General features: G+C 60.6%; 12 protein-coding genes. 6 read left to right on the top strand and 6 right to left on the bottom strand.

Annotation, left to right across the window (positions count from 1 at the left end):
* Positions 1-11: 11 nt before the first annotated feature.
* From E6C55_RS10705 to E6C55_RS10685, 5 genes are all read left to right on the top strand, one after another.
* Complete coding sequence (locus E6C55_RS10705; protein WP_136369782.1) at positions 12-851, top strand: hydroxypyruvate isomerase family protein; 840 nt, start codon at positions 12-14, stop codon at positions 849-851.
* A gap of 133 nt (positions 852-984) precedes the next feature.
* Complete coding sequence (locus tag E6C55_RS10700) at positions 985-4,125, top strand: right-handed parallel beta-helix repeat-containing protein (RefSeq protein WP_136369781.1); 3,141 nt, start codon at positions 985-987, stop codon at positions 4,123-4,125.
* On the top strand, positions 4,122-5,252 hold the full coding sequence (locus tag E6C55_RS10695) for an SGNH/GDSL hydrolase family protein (RefSeq protein WP_136369780.1): 1,131 nt from the start codon (positions 4,122-4,124) through the stop codon (positions 5,250-5,252). Before E6C55_RS10700 ends, E6C55_RS10695 begins: the two co-directional genes overlap by 4 nt.
* A 28-nt stretch (positions 5,253-5,280) precedes the next feature.
* A complete protein-coding gene (locus E6C55_RS10690) occupies positions 5,281-5,898 on the top strand; it encodes an SGNH/GDSL hydrolase family protein (RefSeq protein ID WP_168735574.1) in 618 nt (205 codons plus the stop codon).
* 382 nt (positions 5,899-6,280) lie between these two features.
* The gene (locus tag E6C55_RS10685; RefSeq protein ID WP_136369778.1) at positions 6,281-6,754 is read left to right on the top strand and encodes a DinB family protein; all 474 of its coding nucleotides are present in this window, start codon (positions 6,281-6,283) and stop codon (positions 6,752-6,754) included.
* Positions 6,755-7,044: 290 nt separating this feature from the next.
* Here the strand turns inward: E6C55_RS10685 and E6C55_RS10680 are convergent, their stop codons facing one another.
* From E6C55_RS10680 to E6C55_RS10660, 5 genes are all read right to left on the bottom strand, one after another.
* Complete coding sequence (locus E6C55_RS10680) at positions 7,045-8,589, bottom strand: alpha-L-rhamnosidase-related protein (RefSeq protein ID WP_136369777.1); 1,545 nt, start codon at positions 8,587-8,589, stop codon at positions 7,045-7,047.
* 79 nt (positions 8,590-8,668) lie between these two features.
* Positions 8,669-10,948, bottom strand: coding sequence for an AraC family transcriptional regulator (locus E6C55_RS10675; RefSeq protein WP_168735573.1), 2,280 nt, complete (start codon positions 10,946-10,948; stop codon positions 8,669-8,671).
* A 108-nt stretch (positions 10,949-11,056) separates the two neighbouring features.
* Positions 11,057-12,646 (bottom strand): extracellular solute-binding protein, encoded by a 1,590-nt coding sequence (locus tag E6C55_RS10670; protein ID WP_136369775.1) that lies wholly within the window; start codon positions 12,644-12,646, stop codon positions 11,057-11,059.
* Positions 12,647-12,723: 77 nt separating this feature from the next.
* Positions 12,724-13,614 (bottom strand): carbohydrate ABC transporter permease, encoded by an 891-nt coding sequence (locus E6C55_RS10665; protein ID WP_136369774.1) that lies wholly within the window; start codon positions 13,612-13,614, stop codon positions 12,724-12,726.
* A 13-nt stretch (positions 13,615-13,627) separates the two neighbouring features.
* Positions 13,628-14,506: an ABC transporter permease gene (locus tag E6C55_RS10660; protein WP_136369833.1), complete on the bottom strand. Its 879-nt coding sequence runs from the start codon at positions 14,504-14,506 to the stop codon at positions 13,628-13,630.
* A gap of 346 nt (positions 14,507-14,852) precedes the next feature.
* Here E6C55_RS10660 and E6C55_RS10655 point away from each other — a divergent pair, with 346 nt between their 5' ends.
* On the top strand, positions 14,853-16,838 hold the full coding sequence (locus tag E6C55_RS10655; protein WP_168735572.1) for a carbohydrate-binding protein: 1,986 nt from the start codon (positions 14,853-14,855) through the stop codon (positions 16,836-16,838).
* A gap of 488 nt (positions 16,839-17,326) precedes the next feature.
* Here E6C55_RS10655 and E6C55_RS10650 read toward each other — a convergent pair whose 3' ends face one another.
* On the bottom strand, positions 17,327-18,613 hold the full coding sequence (locus E6C55_RS10650) for an MFS transporter (RefSeq protein WP_230986642.1): 1,287 nt from the start codon (positions 18,611-18,613) through the stop codon (positions 17,327-17,329).
* Positions 18,614-18,617 lie beyond the last annotated feature (4 nt).

Raw genomic sequence — 18,617 nt, 5'->3', positions numbered from 1 at the left:
GGAGCGCGGATATGATATTTTCTCCTTCAATCGATGCTGTTTTCGGGCAAACGCGCATGAGCATCGGCGAACAACTGGAACTGGTGCGGGCGATCGGTTACAACGCTTTTGAAATGTGGGGCTGGTGGGACAAGGAACTGGACGAGCTGGAGCGCGCCAAAGATCGTCTCGAATTGACATTGGCTTCGATGTGCACACGGATGGTTTCTCTGGTGGACCCGGCCTGCCGCAGTCGTTATATCGCCGGATTGCAGGAGAGCCTGACCGTTGCCCGCCGGTTGAACTGTGCTCATCTGATCAGCCAGACAGGCAACCTATTGCCGGGCGTGTCGCGGGAGGCGCAGCGGATGAGCCTGATCGCCGGTCTGAAGGAAGCCGTGCCTTTGCTTGCACAAGCCGGCATCACCTTGCTCATCGAGCCGCTTAACACCCGGATCGACCATCCGGGTTACTATCTGGAGCGTTCGTCGGAAGCCTTCGCCATTATCGACGAAGTGGACAGCCCGTATGTGAAGCTTGTCTTCGATATGTATCATCAGCAGATCACCGAAGGCAATCTCATTCCCGCGATTGTTTCCCATATCGATCGAATCGCCTATTTCCATATGGCGGATCATCCCGGACGGCATGAAGCGGGCACCGGCGAGATTCATTATCCGAATGTCCTTGAGGCGATTCGCGGAGCGGGTTACGACGGGTATGTCGGGATGGAATACTTTCCGTTGTCCGATGCGAAGACAAGTCTAATGAAGATGCGGAGCCAGTTTCTCCATTTTGAGGCCCTAACGGAAGAGCAGCAAGTTCGAGCCGTCGTCTCTGTGCACGAATTGTTCCGGAAGCCAAACGGGTGAATGTGGAAAATAGTACGTCTCGATCGTCACTTTCGCACGGTTTTTAATGGAAACGCTATCTTACGGGGGTTATGCTCCAAATTTATAATGAGGGAGGCTACAGCGTCGATTATACCAAAGGAGATGTTCGGCAATGACGGCAGAGATAGCTGTGACGATAGATACGGCAGGGACGGCAGTTACGGCAGATGTGGCAGATACGGCAGACGGCTCGAGCCTCTACGTGGATGCACTTCATGGGGATGACAACAACGAAGGAGGGCTCGATTGCCCGCTGCGGACGATCGAGGAAGCCAAGAGAAGAGTGCGATCGCTCATTCCCGGGATAAGCGCCGACCTATGCGTTTATCTCCGGGGCGGCGTCTACCGGCCGTCTTGGCAGACCCGCAGCGTGCCGCTGTTTAACCGCTTCGGGGGAACGGACGACCGCTATCCGCTGCGCGAATCCGGCCTGATCTTCGGCGAGGAGGACTCGGGGAGGAACGGCCATCAGGTCGTCTACCGCTCGTATCCCGGAGAACGGGCGGTCATCTCGGGCGGACGGCGCATCGAAGAATGGGAATGCTGCGACGAGGAGAAGCGGATCTATCGGGCCTTCGTCGGCACGCTGTCGACCCGGCAATTGTACGTCAACGGACGCAGAGCCCAGCGCGCCCGCAGCGATCGGGGGTTCCTCGGCCGCACGGAGTTCGATCCCGAATGCCGCCTGACCGGAGGCCCCGCCTATATCACGGACGATCCGTCCCCCCTCTCGTGGCGCAATCCGGGCGATGTGGAACTCGTCTACCCGAACAGCTTTACCATGTCCCGCTGCACCGTGGACCGGGTGGAGCCGCTCGGGAACCGAACGGCGATCTATATGAAGCAGCCCGGTTTTTTCTACATCACGCACAAATACGGAACGTCGGCCAAGCTGCCCTCATGGATCGAGAACGACCCCGGCTTGCTTCGCAATCCCGGCGAGTGGTGCCTGGACAGCGGCGAAGGCCTGTTGTATTACATCCCGCTTCCGGAAGAGGACATGGGCACGGCAGAGGCGGTGGTGCCGACGATCGACGTGCTGCTGTCCGTCAGAGGAAGCTCATCCTCCCGCAAGGCAGGCCGTCTGACCTTCCGCAGCCTCGACTTCGAGTATGCCGGTTGGCTGCGGCCCAATTATGCCAACGGGCACTGCGACAGCCAGAACAACTATATTCGGGAATCGATCGGGGAGGAGTTCGACAGCGACCATCAGAGCGATGCGGCTGTGGAGATCGAGTATGCCGATGATGTGACGCTCGAGGATTGCCGGCTGACCAAGCTGGGCATCACCGCCTTGCGGATCACCAAGGCAAGCTGCCGCAACCGGATCGAAGGGTGCGAGATCGCCGACGTATCGGGGGGCGGGATCAGCATCGGCGACCCCGAATTCCGCAATCCGGAGAACCGGAGCAACTGCTTGCCGGAAGAAGCGGACATGATCTCGGACAACCGGATCGTCGGCAATTATTTGCACGACATCGGGTTGGAATACCGGTCCGCAACAGCCATCTCCGCGACGTTTACCCGGAATACGGAGATCCGCAACAACGAGATCTGCCGGGTCCCCTATTCGGCTCTGCATATCGGATACGGCTGGGATGTGCCAGATGTGACTTGCACTCGCGGCATGAGCATCTGCCGGAATGTCGTGGACACCTTCATGACGACCATGTTCGATGGAGGAGGCATGTACTTTATCGGGGCGACGGGAGGAACGCGGGAGCATCCGAACGTTATCTCCAACAACTATATACGCAATCAGGTCGAACCCAAGTACGGCGGCTTCTACTTCGACGAGGGCAGCTCCGACTGGCAGGCGGACGGCAATGTGTTCGAGAAGACGGAATTGTGGTGCAACATCAGCGGAATCAGCCGCAAGCTTCACGATATTGCCATTGCGAACACCTGGATCGATCAAGGGTATTGCTACATGAATCGCAGCCTGGGCCAGGCGGGTGTAGAGATCGAAGAGCCGCAGCGATATCCTCGCCGGAATTGGCCCGAGCCGGTGGAGGCGGTCATTCGGCAAGCCGGGCTGCCGCCCGCTTATGCCCATCTTCGTCCGGACTACGACGATCTCGGAGAGGTGCTGTCGGACAAGGAATGTCTGCTTCTTGAGGTCGGCGGCGAGCGGGTGCCCGGGTTCGTCGCCCGGACGGTGCGCGGCGTGCGCATCGACAATCTGGCAGATGCTGTTGTGCACTATTCGTCGGACGACGACGCGATTGCGACGGCGGATTCGCGCGGTATGGCGCGGGGGATCGCCCCGGGGCGCTGCAGAATTCGGGTAACGGTCGAACGGAGGGGAATCGTCAAGTCGGCGGACATCGATGTCTATGTCGGAGATTCCGTTGTCGGCAGGCACATCGAGCTCAAGACGGATGCGATGCTGCCCGGCGCAAGCCAGCGAGCCCGTCTGGTCTGCCGCACGAGTCTGGGAAGAAGCTATGTCGACGAGGAGGCACGCTTCCATTCCGATCGGCCGGAGGTGCTGCGGGTCGATCCGGATGGGAAGTTGACCGCGGCGGCCCCGGGCCAAGCGCTTCTTCGGGCGGAAGCGGGTTCGGGAACAGGGACAGGCGAAGGGGAAAATAACGCAGCGAAAGGAGCGAGCACCGAGGTTCGCGTATGCGGGAGTCCGGACCCGGCGGGCCGCTTCGTTCGCGATCCGGCTTACTGGAGCGTCAGTCCCGATATGGAGATCGCGAACGGCCCCGGCCTGCTGCGGGCGTTCACGGAAGGCGGGATCGGCACGGCGGTGTATCGGGGGCGGGCCTTCGGCGACGAGCGGCTGCGCTTCGGCCTGCTGCTGGAAGCGGCAGACAATGAGCTGGTCTGCCTATACTTGCGCAGCCGACAGCCCTCCGGCCGAGCCTTCGATGCCGACAATGCCGGCTATGTCATGGTTATTGCGCCGAAGGGGATCGAGCTTCATCGCTTCCGGGATCGTCAGCGCACGCAATTGTTCGGCAATGTGTATCCCTATCCCGCGTTGGCGGGGGATACCATTCCGAACGCCTTCATTCGCAATGGGCAGCCGTGTTGCCTGGAGACGGCTGCCGTCAATGAAGCGGACGGGGTTCGGCTGACGCTGCGGGTCGACGGGAAGGAAGTGTTCGCTGCCCTGGACCGGTGGGACGGCTGCATCCGGGAGCCCGGATACTTCGGACTTACGGTCACCCGGGGCAGCATCACGCTTCGGGAACCGCCGAATGAAGCAAGGGACGGCAAGGAAGGGAGCGAACCGCAGTGAGCAAGCTGGATGCTGTATGGCGCCGGGCGGCAGGCGGAGATTCTGTCGTCATCGGCTACTTCGGCGGCTCCATTACTGTCGGAGAAGGGGCATCCGATAGAGAGACGGCTTCTTGGCGAGCGCTGACGACGCGCTGGTTCCGGGAACGGTTCCCCGGCGCGGACATCCGGGAGCGCAATGCGGCCATCGGAGGAACGGGCTCCGACCTGGGGGCGTTCCGCTGCGGGGAGGACCTGCTGGACGCGAACCCGGACCTTGTATTCGTGGAGTTCGCCGTGAACGATGCGGGAACGGATGAGACCAGGGTCGAACGAGCGATGGAAGGAATCGTGCGGCAGATTCGGCGCCGGCGTCCCGAGGCCGGTATCGTGCTGGTCTATACGGCCATTCGCCGCTGGCTGGAGGACAAGACGAAGCAGGTTCCCCGCAGCGTGAGGGCCCATGAGCGCATCGCGAAGCACTACGGCCTTGGATCGGTGGACGCGGGTCGGGCGATGGCGTTATTCGCGGCTGGGGAAGCGGGCCGAATCGAGCTCCTCTTGCCGGACGGGACGCACCCTTCCGATCGAGGGCATCGACTCTACGCCGATTCGGTGGGGGAGTATCTGGAGCAGGAGCGCATGCGATACCTCTGCCGCGCGCGGGAGGATCGCGGGGAACGGCAGTTGCCGATGCCATCCGCACCGTTGCTGCCGCCCGCGCTGCACAGGCAGCCGTTGGAGGGCCATCTGCTTGACGCATGGAAGGTCGCGCAGCCGGGGTGGCGGAGGGACAGCCGCTCCTTAAAGGGCAAATATCCGCACATGCTGACAGCGAATGAGCCGGGAACGGTGCTGCGGTTCACGTTCGCGGGCACGGCGCTCGGCATCTATTGGTTGGTGGCGGAGGATTCCGGGGACATCGAGTGGTCGGTGGACGGCTCCGTTCCCGAGAGGGCGTCCGCTTGGGATCGCTATGCAACGCAATTCGCACGGGCCCATTATGTGCTGCTGTGCGATCGATTGGACGACGCGATGCACACGTGCACGTTGACCATCCTATCGGAGCGCCAGCCGTTGTCCGCGGGGACATGGATTCGGATCGGGGCGTTCCTGATCGGCGGAAGCGGCGGAAGGGAGAGGGATTAGCATCGAACGGAACAAGAGGCTGTTGGTGTTGGGAGACAGCATCGCCTTCCATTACACCCCGTATTTGAGAAGGCTGCTGGCGGGCGAATACGACGTTCATACGAAGGAAGGCGACAGGGACGCGGCGGCGAATCTTGACCGGCCCGCCGGGGCGAACGGCGGCGACAGCGGCCGGGTGCTGGAGTATGTGCGGGAGAGAGCCGTGCTCGGCGATCTGGCCTACGACGGCTTGCTGCTGAATTGCGGTCTTCACGACATCAAGCGGGACCCGCGAACGGGCGCCCGACTGGTCGAGCTTGACAGCTACAAGAGCAATCTGGCGGCGATCTTCGCGGTCCTCGAACGGACGGGGATCGGGCAGGTCGTCTGGATTCAATCCACTCCCGTGCCGGACGAACGGCACAATGCCGGAGTCAGCGAGTTTAAACGCTATGATCGGGATCTTCTGCGGTTTAACGAAGCGGCAGAAGCAACGGCGGGGAGGTACGGCATTCCGGTGCTGGATCTCTATGCCTTCAGCCGCGCGCTGGGAGAGCATGTCTATTGCGATCACGTCCACTTTACGGAGGAAGCCCGCTGTCTGCAGGCGGCTTATATCGCGGGATTCGTGAAGGGACTTTCATGCGAAGCGCGCGCAGCCGACTGATTCGGCTGCAATTGGCTGTCAGGGAATTTGCTTCGTGGGTTCCCATCTTTGATCTGTCGGCGCGCTCGGTGAAGCAGGAGCAATTCCGCCGATTCAAGGCGGCAGCGCCTTTATGGCCTATGTGCGCGAAGCCGAATACGTGGCGCCGATCCGGACGATGGAGGCTGTTGCCGTATGTCCGCCTGAGGCGGAAGGCATCGAGAACGAGGGAGGGGGCGATGTGTGGCGCGTTATGCTGGAGGCCCTGGCTTTAAAAAAAGAACCGTGTATGGGGGCGGACGAATGGTGCCAGGGGCGTTCGTCCGCCGTTCCGTTTGAATTCGCCGCTCATCCCACATACAATAGAAGAGATACTTACTTACTTTGTGGAGGGAACATACGAATGTACCGGACAACGGAAGATTTCCTGCAGGATTGGTCGGCTTCGGCCGCGGGCACGCTGGCCGTATTCAAAGCGATTACCGATGAGAAAAAAGAAACCGCAATCGTCGAGGGACACAATACGCTGAACTGGCTGGCTTGGCATCTGACCGGAACGGCGGGAGCGTTCGGCCTCATCGCGGGGCTGCAGATACCGGCTGCGGAGCGCGGCGCCCCGGCGCCCGACCGAATCGCGGACGTCGCGGCGAAGTATGAAGAGATCGCCGAGGCGTACAAGACCGAAGCGAAGTGGACGGACGAGCAGATGGCCGAAGAGATCTCCGTGTTCGGAGGCAAGATGCCGCGCGGCCAATTCCTCCGCAAGCTGATCGACCACCAGACGCACCATCGCGGCCAGATGACCGTGCTGCTTCGCCAAGCGGGCCTGCCGGTGCCCGGCGTGCTCGGACCGACGCGGGAGATGCAGGCGAAATAACCGCACTCCTGCCGCAACTCGCGCACTTGCCGGCGCACTCGCCAGGCTGCTCGCAGGCAAGCGCGCCGTTTTATGCGGTTTTTAGCATACACTCGGAGGTTCGAGGCTCATTGGTGCCGCTTTTATGCGATTTTTAGCATATATGCGGCACCTCGGGCCGGAAATTCCTCCACGAATGCGTTTTTTCGCATACAATTGCTCAAACTGCCTGTTATCGTGCCTCGCCAATGTGATTTTTCGCATAAAAAATCAGCGGCCAGCGGCTTCGGAAGGTCATCGGCGGCAACGACTCAGATCAGGTACGTCCGGATGAAGTAGGCCGGCGTGCAGCTCCAGGCATGGCAATAGCTGTTGACGAGGTTGCTGCCGTACGGAGAGCTCAGCTTGTCCGCCGGGTCGTACAGCTCCCAGAACGTGTCCGCCCCGTCCGCCATCATGCCGCCCCAATAGCGGCGCATCTCCGCGATCGCCCGCTCGCGGCGGCCGCATTCGAACAGCGCCTCGATCAGGTGGTGATGCATGTAGGGCGTCGTCATGCCGACGCCGGGCGGGCGTTCGAACAGGCGGTCCATCAATGCGGTCGTCTCGACGGGGTCCAGCACTCCGGCCAGCGCCATCCAGATCTGGGACGCCCAAGACACCTGCTCTTCCGCTCCGCTGACGAAGAACCCCGCATCGGCACGCCACAGCTCCGCAAGCGCCGCCTTCGAGGCACGCTCGATCTCCGTCTCCAGCCAGTTGCAATCGTCATTCCGGTTCAGCGCCCGGGCAAGCGCAAGCGCTCGCTTCATGCAATAGATCAGCACGGCCTGTGCGGACGCCTGCTTGTTCAGCTCGTCCCGCCAATCGGTGAAGCAGTACCAGGTCTCGTCGTCCTGCACGATGCCGCGCTCGTCGAGCCGCTCCAGGCCGATGCGGATCTGGTCGCAAGCGACCGGATACAGCTCCGCCAACGTCTGCCCGTCGCCGGTCTCCCGGTAATAATCGTGCAGCGCGGCGGCGAAGAACAACGCATAGTCGTATAAATAAATATCGTCGGGGTGCGGCTCGGGCTTCTCGTAGACGCAAGCCGGCACCTTCCCGCCCTCCAGCCGAAGGCCGGCAAAAAGATACAGGCACCGCTTCACAAGCGAGTGACTGCCGAACGTCCGGCAGCTCGCGAGCGCCTGCAGCCGCAGATCGCCGAGCCACAGCCGACGGTCGCGCTTCGGCCCGTCCTCGAACACGGTCTGCATGCAATCCTCCAGCGTCTTGACGGCGATTCGATCCATCTCCCGCAGATCCGCCGGCAGCGATTCCGGCAGCGGCTCGACCCGGCCCGGGTCTCCCGAAGTGACATGCGTGACATAAATGTCCGGGAACGTTATACGGAACTTGCGCGAAGGCTCCAGCACAACGATTCTGAGGTAGCGGAAGGTATAGCGCCTGGGCAGTGTGTACGTTCCGGGAACGGTATCGAGGTTGACGATCTCTTCCTGCAGCCAGGCGCGGCTGAGCGAGCCGTCGTAGCTGTCGAAGTCTTCGCCGATCTCGCACGGCATCTCTCCGAAGATGAGCTTAAGCCGCACCGGAGCGTCCGCAGGGCCGACCGCCGCGCCGATTCGCACGGTCAGATAACCGACGCAATGGATGCCGAAGTCGAGCACGATGCTGTCTCCCTTGGCGTAGTCGCCGGAGGCGAAGGCGTCGATCGTGCCGCCGTGCTCCGTTCGCCAGCCTTGGAATGCTTGCTCATCCGGCAAGACCCGCACAAGCCGCTTCGGCTCGATCCGGGTCCTCCTCAGTGCGGGAATGTGCTGCTCCGCCGTCTCTGCGTATGAATGACTGTCGTTCATGGAACTCCCATCCTCTCTCTGCGCTGCCGTATTCGGTCTGCCGGGGCTGTGCGCGCTTCCTTCTTCACGGCTCGGTCGGCTAGGTCAGAAGATCTTCGCCGATGCTCCGCTCGCCGCCCTTCCGGCAGTCCGTCGGCGTCAGCCCGTAGTGCTTCTTGAATAATCGGTTGAAGTAGGACGTGCTGGTGAAGCCGCATTGCTCCGCAATCTCGGCGATCGGAAGATGGGTCCGGGCGAGCAGCTCCATCGCCCGTTCCAGCCGCACCTTCTGGATCGCGTCGACGATCGTGTTCATCGTATGCTGCTTGTACAGCCGCCCGACATAGCTCGGGGACATGCTGAGCAGCTCGGCGACAAGGTTCAGCGACAGCGCGGGATCGCCGTACTGCCGCTCGATCAGCTCGTTGATCTGGCCGATCAGATCTTCCAGGCGGTGCTTGCGCTTGCCTTCCACCTTGTCCCTGGCTTCCGCCAGCAGCTCCTCGATCAGCCGTTCCGCCTCCGCGCGAGTCTCGATCCGGGACGCCGGCGGCCAATGCCTGTCCGGATGAGCGGCGAACTCGATGCCGTGGTTGCGTTCGAGCATCGTCAGCGATTGGGCGAGCGCCGTCTTGAGCCGCGCCAGCAGGTCCTCGGCCGCCTGGATCGGATAGCGCCGGGTCTCGTCCAGCAGCTCGTCGCAGATCGCGCGGGCTTCGTCCGTCTTGCCGGCCATGATCGCTTCGTTCAGCCGGCGCTCGCGATCCGCCGGATAGCGGTATTCGTTGGACGGAGGCACGATGGTATCGGGCGCATACAGAATTGCGCCGCGGCCGGCGTGGAAGCGGTACTTCAGCGCTTCGGCCGATTGGCGGTACAGCGCGCCGAGATGCAGGAATTGACGGTCGGGGGCGGTGTAGGCGATCGACAAGCCGAGCCCGAGATGCTCGCGCGTCGCATTCTGGATCTGCATAAGCATCGAGCGAATGTACCTCTCGTCCGATTGCTCGGGCGAAGCCGCAGGGGTGGACGAGAGGGAGGACGAGCCGAGCAGAAGCAGCACAAGCCCTTCCTCGAGATCGACCGTCTCCGCCTGATAAGCCTGGTTCGCCAGCTCCGACGCGATGTTCATGATCGCGTATTTGTAGACGTGCACATCCGCCCCGCGCGCTTCGGCGAACGCCGGGAAGCCGTCGATGCCGAGCAGCGCGATCCGGTATTCCCCCTGAATGTCGAAGCCGATCCCGAGCGCGGCGAACCGTTCGCGCAGCGCCTTCGGGTTGACGGGCTCACGCCCGAACACGAGGCTGCGCAAGTACGTCTGCCGGACCGTGAACAGATTGTTGCGCCGATCCACCTCGAGCATGCTGACCCGGCTTGCCATATGGTCGATCGGCGCATACAGCCTGCGCGTCTGAAGCCAGGACAGCAGCAGGCCGAAGGCGACGATCGCGAGCGTGATGAGGATCGTTGTCCGGCGCATATCCTCGACCTTGCCGGTGACGGCGGCATAGGAGCTGACGCGAACATACCGCCAGTCCATGTCGTCGGCTTGCGTATAGGAGATGAGCGATCGTTCGCCCGCATAGCGGCCGACGAGGTAGCCGGCTCCCTGGCGCCGATCGATTCGCTCGACAAGGTCGCGCGCCTCCGCTTCGAGTCGCTCCTCGCCGCCGAATTGCAGCTTGCCCGAGTTGTCGATGATAAACGTGCGTCCGATCTTGTCGCTGCCGCTTCCGCCGATATCCTTGTGAATCCAGTCGGCGTCGATGTTGACGACGATCGCCGAGTTGAGCGAGTTGTCGGGGGAGCCGATCGCGTCGTAGAACAAGTAGGTGTACACCGCTTTGCGCTCCGTGCGCGATTCGTCCGTCCACACGTACCGGGGAATCGGGACAAGCGGTTTGTAATCCGTATAGTTGTCCAGAAGCGTCAATATATCGTTATCGGCCAGCTCGCTCTTGGCGTACGGGCCGTTCTGTCCGTAATCGGCCGCGATGTAGACGTTCGCGGTTCGCGGGTTGTAAGCGTAGATGGAGTCGATATAAGGCATCGTGAGCAGGTAATTGTTCATCTCGGTCAATGCGGCCACCGTCTCGTATACGTTCGGCGTGCCGTAATAGAGCAGTTGGGTGATCGTCGTATTGCGGTACATCTGGAATGTCAGCGTCTGGGCGCTCTCGGTCAACCGCCTGACTTCCCGGCTTGTCTGCTCGAGGCTGTCGAGGTCGGTGCGGTACACTTGCCCGAGGGCGATCCGGGTAAAATAAAAAAACAAAATGGCCGAAGCGACGGCCAGCGTGACGACGGTCACGAGCACGATGCCGAGCAGCAGCTTCATATAAAGGTTCATCCGGCGAAACGCGGTCAACAATCGCAAAGGAACCTCTCCTTCTTCTGGATGCATGATCGCCGCAAGAGAGCCTGCCGGTTGTTCCCGGCGCGGCTCTCCCGCGGCTGCGCTGCCGCCTGCGGGACTATCGCGGGATTACTGGATGCCCGCCTCCGCCGTATACGCCAGCCATTGCTGCTTGTACGATTCCTGGATTTTCTCCAGCCCGGCTTGCTTGGCCTTGGCCATCGCCGTGTCGATGCCCGCTTGAACATCGGACAGAAGCCCTGCGTACAACGGATAGAAGTATTGCTTCTCTACCTGCTCCAGCGCGGCGCGCTCCGGCTGGTACGATGTATAATCCTCCGTGAAGCCGGTGAACAGGTCGGGCTTGGCCACCTTGTCGAGCTCGTCGAAGATGGCTTTGACGCCGTCGTAGCCTTGATCGAACAGCATGTATTCCGGATTGCGCCAAGCCCAGCCTTGCATGCCCTCGCGCGGGAAGCCGTTCGACGAGCTGTCGCCGATCATCGTGTAATAACCGTTCTCCACGGTGTAATGCTTGCCTTCGATGCCGTATTGCGTCAGCAGGTTGTAGCGCTTGTCGGTCACCAGCTTCTCGTAGAACGCCAGCGCGCGCTCCGGATTCGCGCTGTTCTTCGGAATGGCGAAGCCGTTGTGGATCGGATGCACCGGCGTGGCGTAGCCGAGAATCTCCGCATACGGCGTATAGCCGAGCTTCCAGTCCGGATGCAGCGATTGCATCTTCATGTTATTGTCGTTATACCTTGTCGGGTTGTCGCCGAGCATCGCCGCCGCCTTGCCGCTGGTGATCAGATCGCCCGAGAGCTCCTTCTGGTTGAGCACGTTCTTGGCGAACAGTCCCTTCTCGGCCCAACTGCGGACCAGGTTCAAGTCGGAGAGCTGCTCCTCCGAGCCCCAGTACGAGTAGACGTCGTTCGGCGATTCATACTTGATGCCGATGCCGTACGGGAGCTTGGCGCCGACCGAATGGTCCGTCAGCTCGCGCAGCGGGTTGATGAGGTTGTCCGTCACGTTGTCGATGGCGAGCGGCGTCATGCCGGGTTCGTTCTGCTTGATGCCCTCCAGGTACGCCTCCATGGTCGCGAGGTCCTTCGGCACGGGCAGGTTGTACTTCTCGCGCAGGTCCTCGCGGTAGACGAAGCCGTTGGTGACATATTCCTTATAGGTTGCCGGAACCGTATAGATTTTGCCCTTGACCTTCACCGCTTCCCACATGTCTTCCGGCACGAACTCCTGCAGCTTGGGGGCCGCCGTCGGCAGCAGATCGTCGAGCGGCAGGAAGGCGCCGCTGTTGGCATACGCCTGGTACTGCGTCCAATCGGCGGTGAACAGAAGGTCGACCTGCTGGCCCGAGGAGAGCAGCAGCTTGTACTTCTGGTCCCAATCGGTCCACGTCGTGAAGTTGAACTTGACCGTCGCGTTCAGCTCTTCCTCGGCCATCTTGTTGATCTCGTCCTGAATCAGATCCAGATCCTTCGGCGCATCTCCGAGCATGTAGAACTGCAGCGTGACGTGCTTCGACGTGTCGAGGCCGGCAGGGGCCGCGGATGCGGACGACGATGCGGCGGAAGCGGACGGAGACGAAGACGGGGACGTCGCCGGCGACGAGGTATCGTCGTTGTTATTGCCGCAAGCGGACAAGACCGTAACCAGGGCCAGCGCGCCTGCCGACAGCGTAAGCGCATTCTTTCTGTAAGACATGTGAATCCTCCCTTATTCTTCATAGTATATATGTTAGCCGTCCGCGGGGCGATACCCGCGGCGGTTCTAACCGGTATTCAGCCTTTGACGGCGCCGATCGTGAGTCCCTTGACGAAGTAGCGCTGCACGAACGGATACAGCAGCAGAATCGGCCCCGTCGCGATGATCGCCATCGCCATCTTCATCGACTCGGTCGGGATGCTGCCGCCGAGCGAGACGCCGTTGCCGCCCATGGACGCCATGAACGATACGGTATTGATGACGTTGTACAAGTAATATTGAAGCTGGTACATGTCGGTATCGTTAATGAACAGCGAGGACAGCAGCCAGTCGTTCCAATAGCCGAGCGCCAGGAACAGGCCGACGGTGGCGATGCCCGGCAGCGACAAGGGCAGCACGATGCGGCTGTAGATCCGGAAGTCGCCGGCGCCGTCGATCTTGGCGGATTCGTTGACTTCCTCGGGCACGGCGGAGCGAATGAAGTTCTTCATCAGAATGATGAGGAACGGCGTCATGAGTCCCGGGAAGATCAGGACGGCGTACGTGTCGGTCAGCTTCAAATACTTGGTGAACAGGATGTACCAGGGAACAAGCCCTCCGCCGAACAGCGTGGTGAAGTAGATGAGGAAGGCGAAGACGTTGCGGTAACGGAAGTCCTTGCGCTGGAGCACGTAGCCTGCCATCGTGATGAAGAACAGGCCGAGCAGCGTGCCGACGACGGTCGTCAGGCCCGTAACGCCGTAGGCATGAAGCACTCGCTCGGGGAACTTGAAGATCATCCTGTAGCCTTCCAGGGAGAACTCCTGCGGCCACAGCCGGTAGCCTTCCCGAACGAGCGCCTCGTTGCGGGTGAGCGAAGCGGAGACGATGAGCAGGAAGGGCAGCAGACATAGCAGCGTCGTCAAGGCAACGGAGATGTAGGCGATCCATTTGAACAACCCCGAATACTTCTCTTCTTTTATTTTCACAACCGCGGTCCTCCTAGAATAAGGCGTAATCTTCGTTGATCTTGCGGATGATCGTGTTGACGATCATGACGAGCGCGAATCCGAACAGCGATTGGTAGACGCCCGCCGCCGAGGCCATGCCGATGTCGAACGTCACCTTCAGCGAACGATAGACGTAGGTGTCGAGAATGTCGGTGGCGTTGTAGAGCATCCCGTTGTTGCCGATCAGCTGATAGAACAGGTCGAATTGGCCCTTCATGATGCTGCCCAGCGCGAAGAGCAGCAGGACGACGAAGGTCGACTTCAGCATCGGGATCGTAATATAGCGGACACGTTGGAAAATGTGGGCGCCGTCGATCTTGGCCGCTTCGTAGTATTCGTCGCTGATTCCCGTGATCGCAGCCAAGTAGATGACCATGCTGTAGCCGAGGTTTTTCCACAGATAGAAGAAGATGATGAGCGGCACCCACACCCAGGGAGTGCTGTAGACGTCGACCGGATTCAAGCCCCAGCCCTTCAGCAGCGTGTTCAGGAACCCGCTCTCGTAGTTGAAGATGTTGTACACGATAACGCTCAGGATGACGAACGAGATGAAGTAGGGCAGGAACATGACCGACTGGCTCAGCTTCTTGAACCACTTCAGCTTCAGCTCGCTGACGAGCACCGCAAGCGCGATCGCCCCGACGTTGCCGAGCAGGATGAAGGCCGCGTTGTAGCCGAGCGTGTTGAGCGTCAGACGCGTCAGGATGCCGGACCTCCACAGGAATTCGAAGTTCTCGAAGCCGACGAAGTCGCTGTCGAACAGGCTCTTGCTGAAGTCGAATCTCGTGAACGCATAGTAGATGCCTACCATCGGCAAATAATTGTTGATCACGAAGAACAAGAGGGTCGGGATCAGCATCAGGAACAGCATCCGGTTGGTGACGATCTCCCGCAGGAACGTATTTCTTTTGATCAAGGCAAGCTCCACTCCTTTGCTTTGTTGCTTGGCGTCCGGGGTTCGTCCGGGGTTGCGGAGGCGTCCGGTTGGCCCGTTCGGGTGACTTCAGTCTAGGCGGGGCAAGGGGAGACGGGCTATAGTAAAGATTCGCGAAACTTGAACAATCTCGTCATCGGCACTTGCATTATCTCGTCCGACACGAATCTTTGCCGCGAGTTGCACGAATTCGCTGGCGCGCCGGCCGCGGTTCGGTATAATACGAGGTGATCATGATCGCGGCGCCTTGCAAGCGCTTTATTACTCCGATGGAGGGACGATGATGAGATTGACGATCAGAACGAACGATGCCAGAACAAACCATGACCTAACAAACCATTATGGGAAAAGAACGAGTCGGTTAAGGAGAGTCCAAACGGCGGTATGCGCGCTGCTGTCCCTGTCGATGCTGCTGGCCTTCGCGGCCGCCGCCTCGGCGTATTCCCATCCGGCAAGCAGCGTGACCTCCGGCGAGCTTGCCGCGATCAAGGCGAAGGTGAGCGCGAATCAGTCGCCCTGGAAGGAAGCCTACGATCTGATGATGGTCGACGCGAACGCCGGGCTGTCCGTGACCAGCCATGCCGTCGCCGTCTGGAATATTCCCGGTTATTACGCGGACGCCGCCGGCCACAATGCCGCCAAGGGATTGATCGAAGAGGATGCCAAGGCGGCCTATGCGACGGCGCTGGCCTATCAATTCACCGGCAATACGGCCTATGCGGACAAGGCGAAGGAGCTGCTCAACGGCTGGGCGTACACGAACACGTCGGTCACGGGTACGGACGGTCCGCTCGCCTCCGCTTATCTGGGCGTAGGTCTCGTTCAAGCGGCGGACCTGATCAAGGGATACAGCGGCTGGAGCACAGCCGACCAGACCCAGTTCAAGAACTGGATCGCCTCGGTATGGCTGCCGAAGTGGGACGGCATGAGCAGCCGCAACAACTGGTGGGACTGGAGCCTGTACGCGCAATTGTCGTATTATCAATTCACCGACGATGCGACCGCGTTCGCGGCGGAGGTCGCCAACCTGAAGACGCAGATCGACACGTCGATCGACGCGAACGGCTTCCTGCCCGAAGAAGCGACGCGCGGCACCAACTCGCTCTGGTATCATTACTTCGCGCTGTCGCCGATGACAGCCGCGGCGGAGGTTGTGCGCAACACGACGGGCGAGGATCTGTTCAACTGGGTGTCGCCGAGCGGCAAGAGCATCAAGCTGGCGGCGGACAAGCTGTTCTACTACGTGAACGGCCATATCGGCGAGTGGCCTTACAGCAGCAATACGGGATTCCCTGCGGCGCTCAACTCGAATCAATACCCGCTTAACATGTACGAAGGGCTGGCCGAGATCTACCAGAATACCGACTATGAGATTTACGTGACGCAATATCGTCCGGTCGAAGGCGTGCTGAACGGCGTGAACTATCACCACTTCGCCTGGGTGTACCCGACGTTGCTGCGGACCGACATCCCCGTCATTCCGGGGCCGGGCTATGCGAAGATCGAAGCCGAGAGCTACTCCGGAGGCTACAAGATCAGCACGGCCGCAACGGTGGACGAAGGCGGCGGTCTCATGGTCCGCTCCACGGACAACAACGACTACGTCTACTACACGAACCTGAACATGGGAACCGGAACGAATGCGTTCCAGCTGAGGTACGCGACGCCGAACACGGACGGCACGGTGGAATTCAGAACGGACAGTCCGACCGGGCCGCTGCTCGGCTCGCTGCTGCTGCCGTCCACCGGAAGCTGGTCGACCTACGCGACGGCGACGATTCCCGTCACCGGAGCGAGCGGGATCAAGAACGTGTACATGGTGTTCAAGAAGGCGTCCTCCGGCAGCGTCGCCGATATCAACTGGTTCAGCTACACGACCTATACGACGATCGAGGCGGAGAGCTTCTCCAGCCAGCACGGCCTGAGCGTATCCGCGACGGCCGATCCGGAGGGCGGAGGCAACAAGCTCGGCTCCACGGATAATGGCGACTATGCAGTATACAATAATGTTAACTTCGGCTCGTCCGGCGTATCCGCCATTCAGGTGAGGTACGCGACGCCGAATACGAATGCCACGATCGAATTCCGCATCGGCAGCCCGACCGGTACGCTGCTCGGCTCGCTGCTGCTGCCCGCCACCGGCGGCTGGGGCGATTACAGCACGGTAAGCGTGCCCGTTACCGGGGCGACAGGCGTTCAGAACCTGTATCTGGTATTCAGCAAGCCGGCCAGCGGCAGCGTGGCGGACGTGAACTGGTTCCGGTATTGAACCTTTGCGGTGGGACGCGGGGAAGCGGGATGCGAGTAAGTGAGACGCGGTAAGTGAGATGCGAGTAAGTGAGAAGCGGTAGTTGAGAAGCAGTAGGTGAGAGGCGAGCAAGCGAGAAGCGGTAAGTGAGCTGAGGCAAGCACGAGGCAAGCGAAACGATAACGGGTTGGATAGGGAGAGGCTAATCGGCTGCAAGCAGTCGGTTAGCCTCTCTTGGCGGAATCGGCGAATCCGTGAATTTATGCGAAATTTCACATTCGTGCTGCCCGATAACGGGATGTTTGGACGATTTTATGCGATAAATCACATTCGTAGGGGGATTCCGGGCCGAGATGCTCTGATTTATGTTAAAAACCACATAAAACCCTTGATTCATGCGGAATCCCGGGCGATGAATGTGAAAAATCGCATAAATCGCATGAGCCGGTGAGGCCGGTCCGGCCAGCGGGGTCATCGGGGCCAATGTGTCCGGTCCGGCTTGGCGTTCGTTAATGCCCGCCCGCGTGGTCGACGTGCTTGATATGCTTGTTGTTCATCAGAATGAAGACAACGGACAGCAGGACGAAGCCGGAGCCGACGTAGAACGGAATGTGCGGATTGAACCATTCCGCAAGCTTGCCTGCGAAGTAAGGCGCGATTGCGCCGCCGATAAAGCGAAGGAAGCTGTAGGCGGCGGATGCGGTGGAGCGCTCCACCGGGGCTGCGTTCATGACGCCTGTCGTAATGAGCGTATTGTTGTTGCCAAGCAACGCTCCGGCGAAGATGACGCTCGCGATAATGACCCACTGCGTATCGGTCCAGATCGCCATGGCGAGCAGCGTCAGCCCGAACAGCGTCAGCATGAACGCCATGGATTTGACCGTTCCGAATCGGCGCTGGAGCCATGGTGCCATGAAGACGGACGTTGCCGCCAGCAGGATGCCCCAGCCCAGGAAGACGTAGCCGAGCCCGTGGATGCCGAGGCCCATCACGAACGGCGCGTAAGCCATCAGCGTGAAGAAGCCCATATTATAGAAGCAAGCGGTCAGCCCGAACACGACGAGAGAGCGGTGGCGCATGGCTCTGAACGGGTCCAGGAACGAGGACTTCTTCGCCGGAGCGGAGTTTGCCGGCTTGCCGGCTTCCTTCGGCATAAGCGCAACAATCGCAATAAAGGCGATAACCATCAGAACCGCGACGCCGATGAATGGCCCTCTCCAGGAGATCGAGCCCAGCTCTCCGCCGACCAGCGGTCCGATCGAGATGCCGAGCCCGATAGCAGCTTCGTACAGAATGATGGAGCGGGCGACGCCGCCCGTAGACAGCGAGACGATCGCCGTCAGCGCGGTGGCGACGAAGAACGCATTGCCGAGTCCCCAGCCGGCGCGCAGGCCGACGAGCGTCCAGATGTCGTTGGACAGACCGCCGAGCAGCGAGAAGATCGCGATGATGACAACGCCAAGCAGAAGAGTCCGTTTAATTCCGATGCGCGTCGTGACGGTGCCGGTGATGAGCATGGCGACGGCCATGACGGCGTTGTAGCTGGTGAACAGCAGGCTGACCTGGCTCGGAGTCGCCTCCAGCTTCGCGGCGATCTCCTTAAGAATCGGATCGACGAGGCCGATTCCCATGAATGCGATGATGCCGGCGAAGAAGACGGCCCATACGGCCCGCGGCTGGCTTAGAACGCCGTTCGTGGACCTGCTTGATTCGCTTTTGCTCTGCCCTGAGCCGCCTTTGTCCTTGCTTGATTCGTTCTTGGCTTTGGTTGATTCCATACGGTGGGATGGTTGCACGGTT

The organism is Cohnella fermenti, assembly GCF_004801405.1.
GTDB lineage: Bacteria > Bacillota > Bacilli > Paenibacillales > Paenibacillaceae > Cohnella > Cohnella fermenti.
The sequence above is the reverse complement of the archived record's forward strand: the minus strand, read 5'-3'. Positions and strand labels throughout refer to the sequence as shown.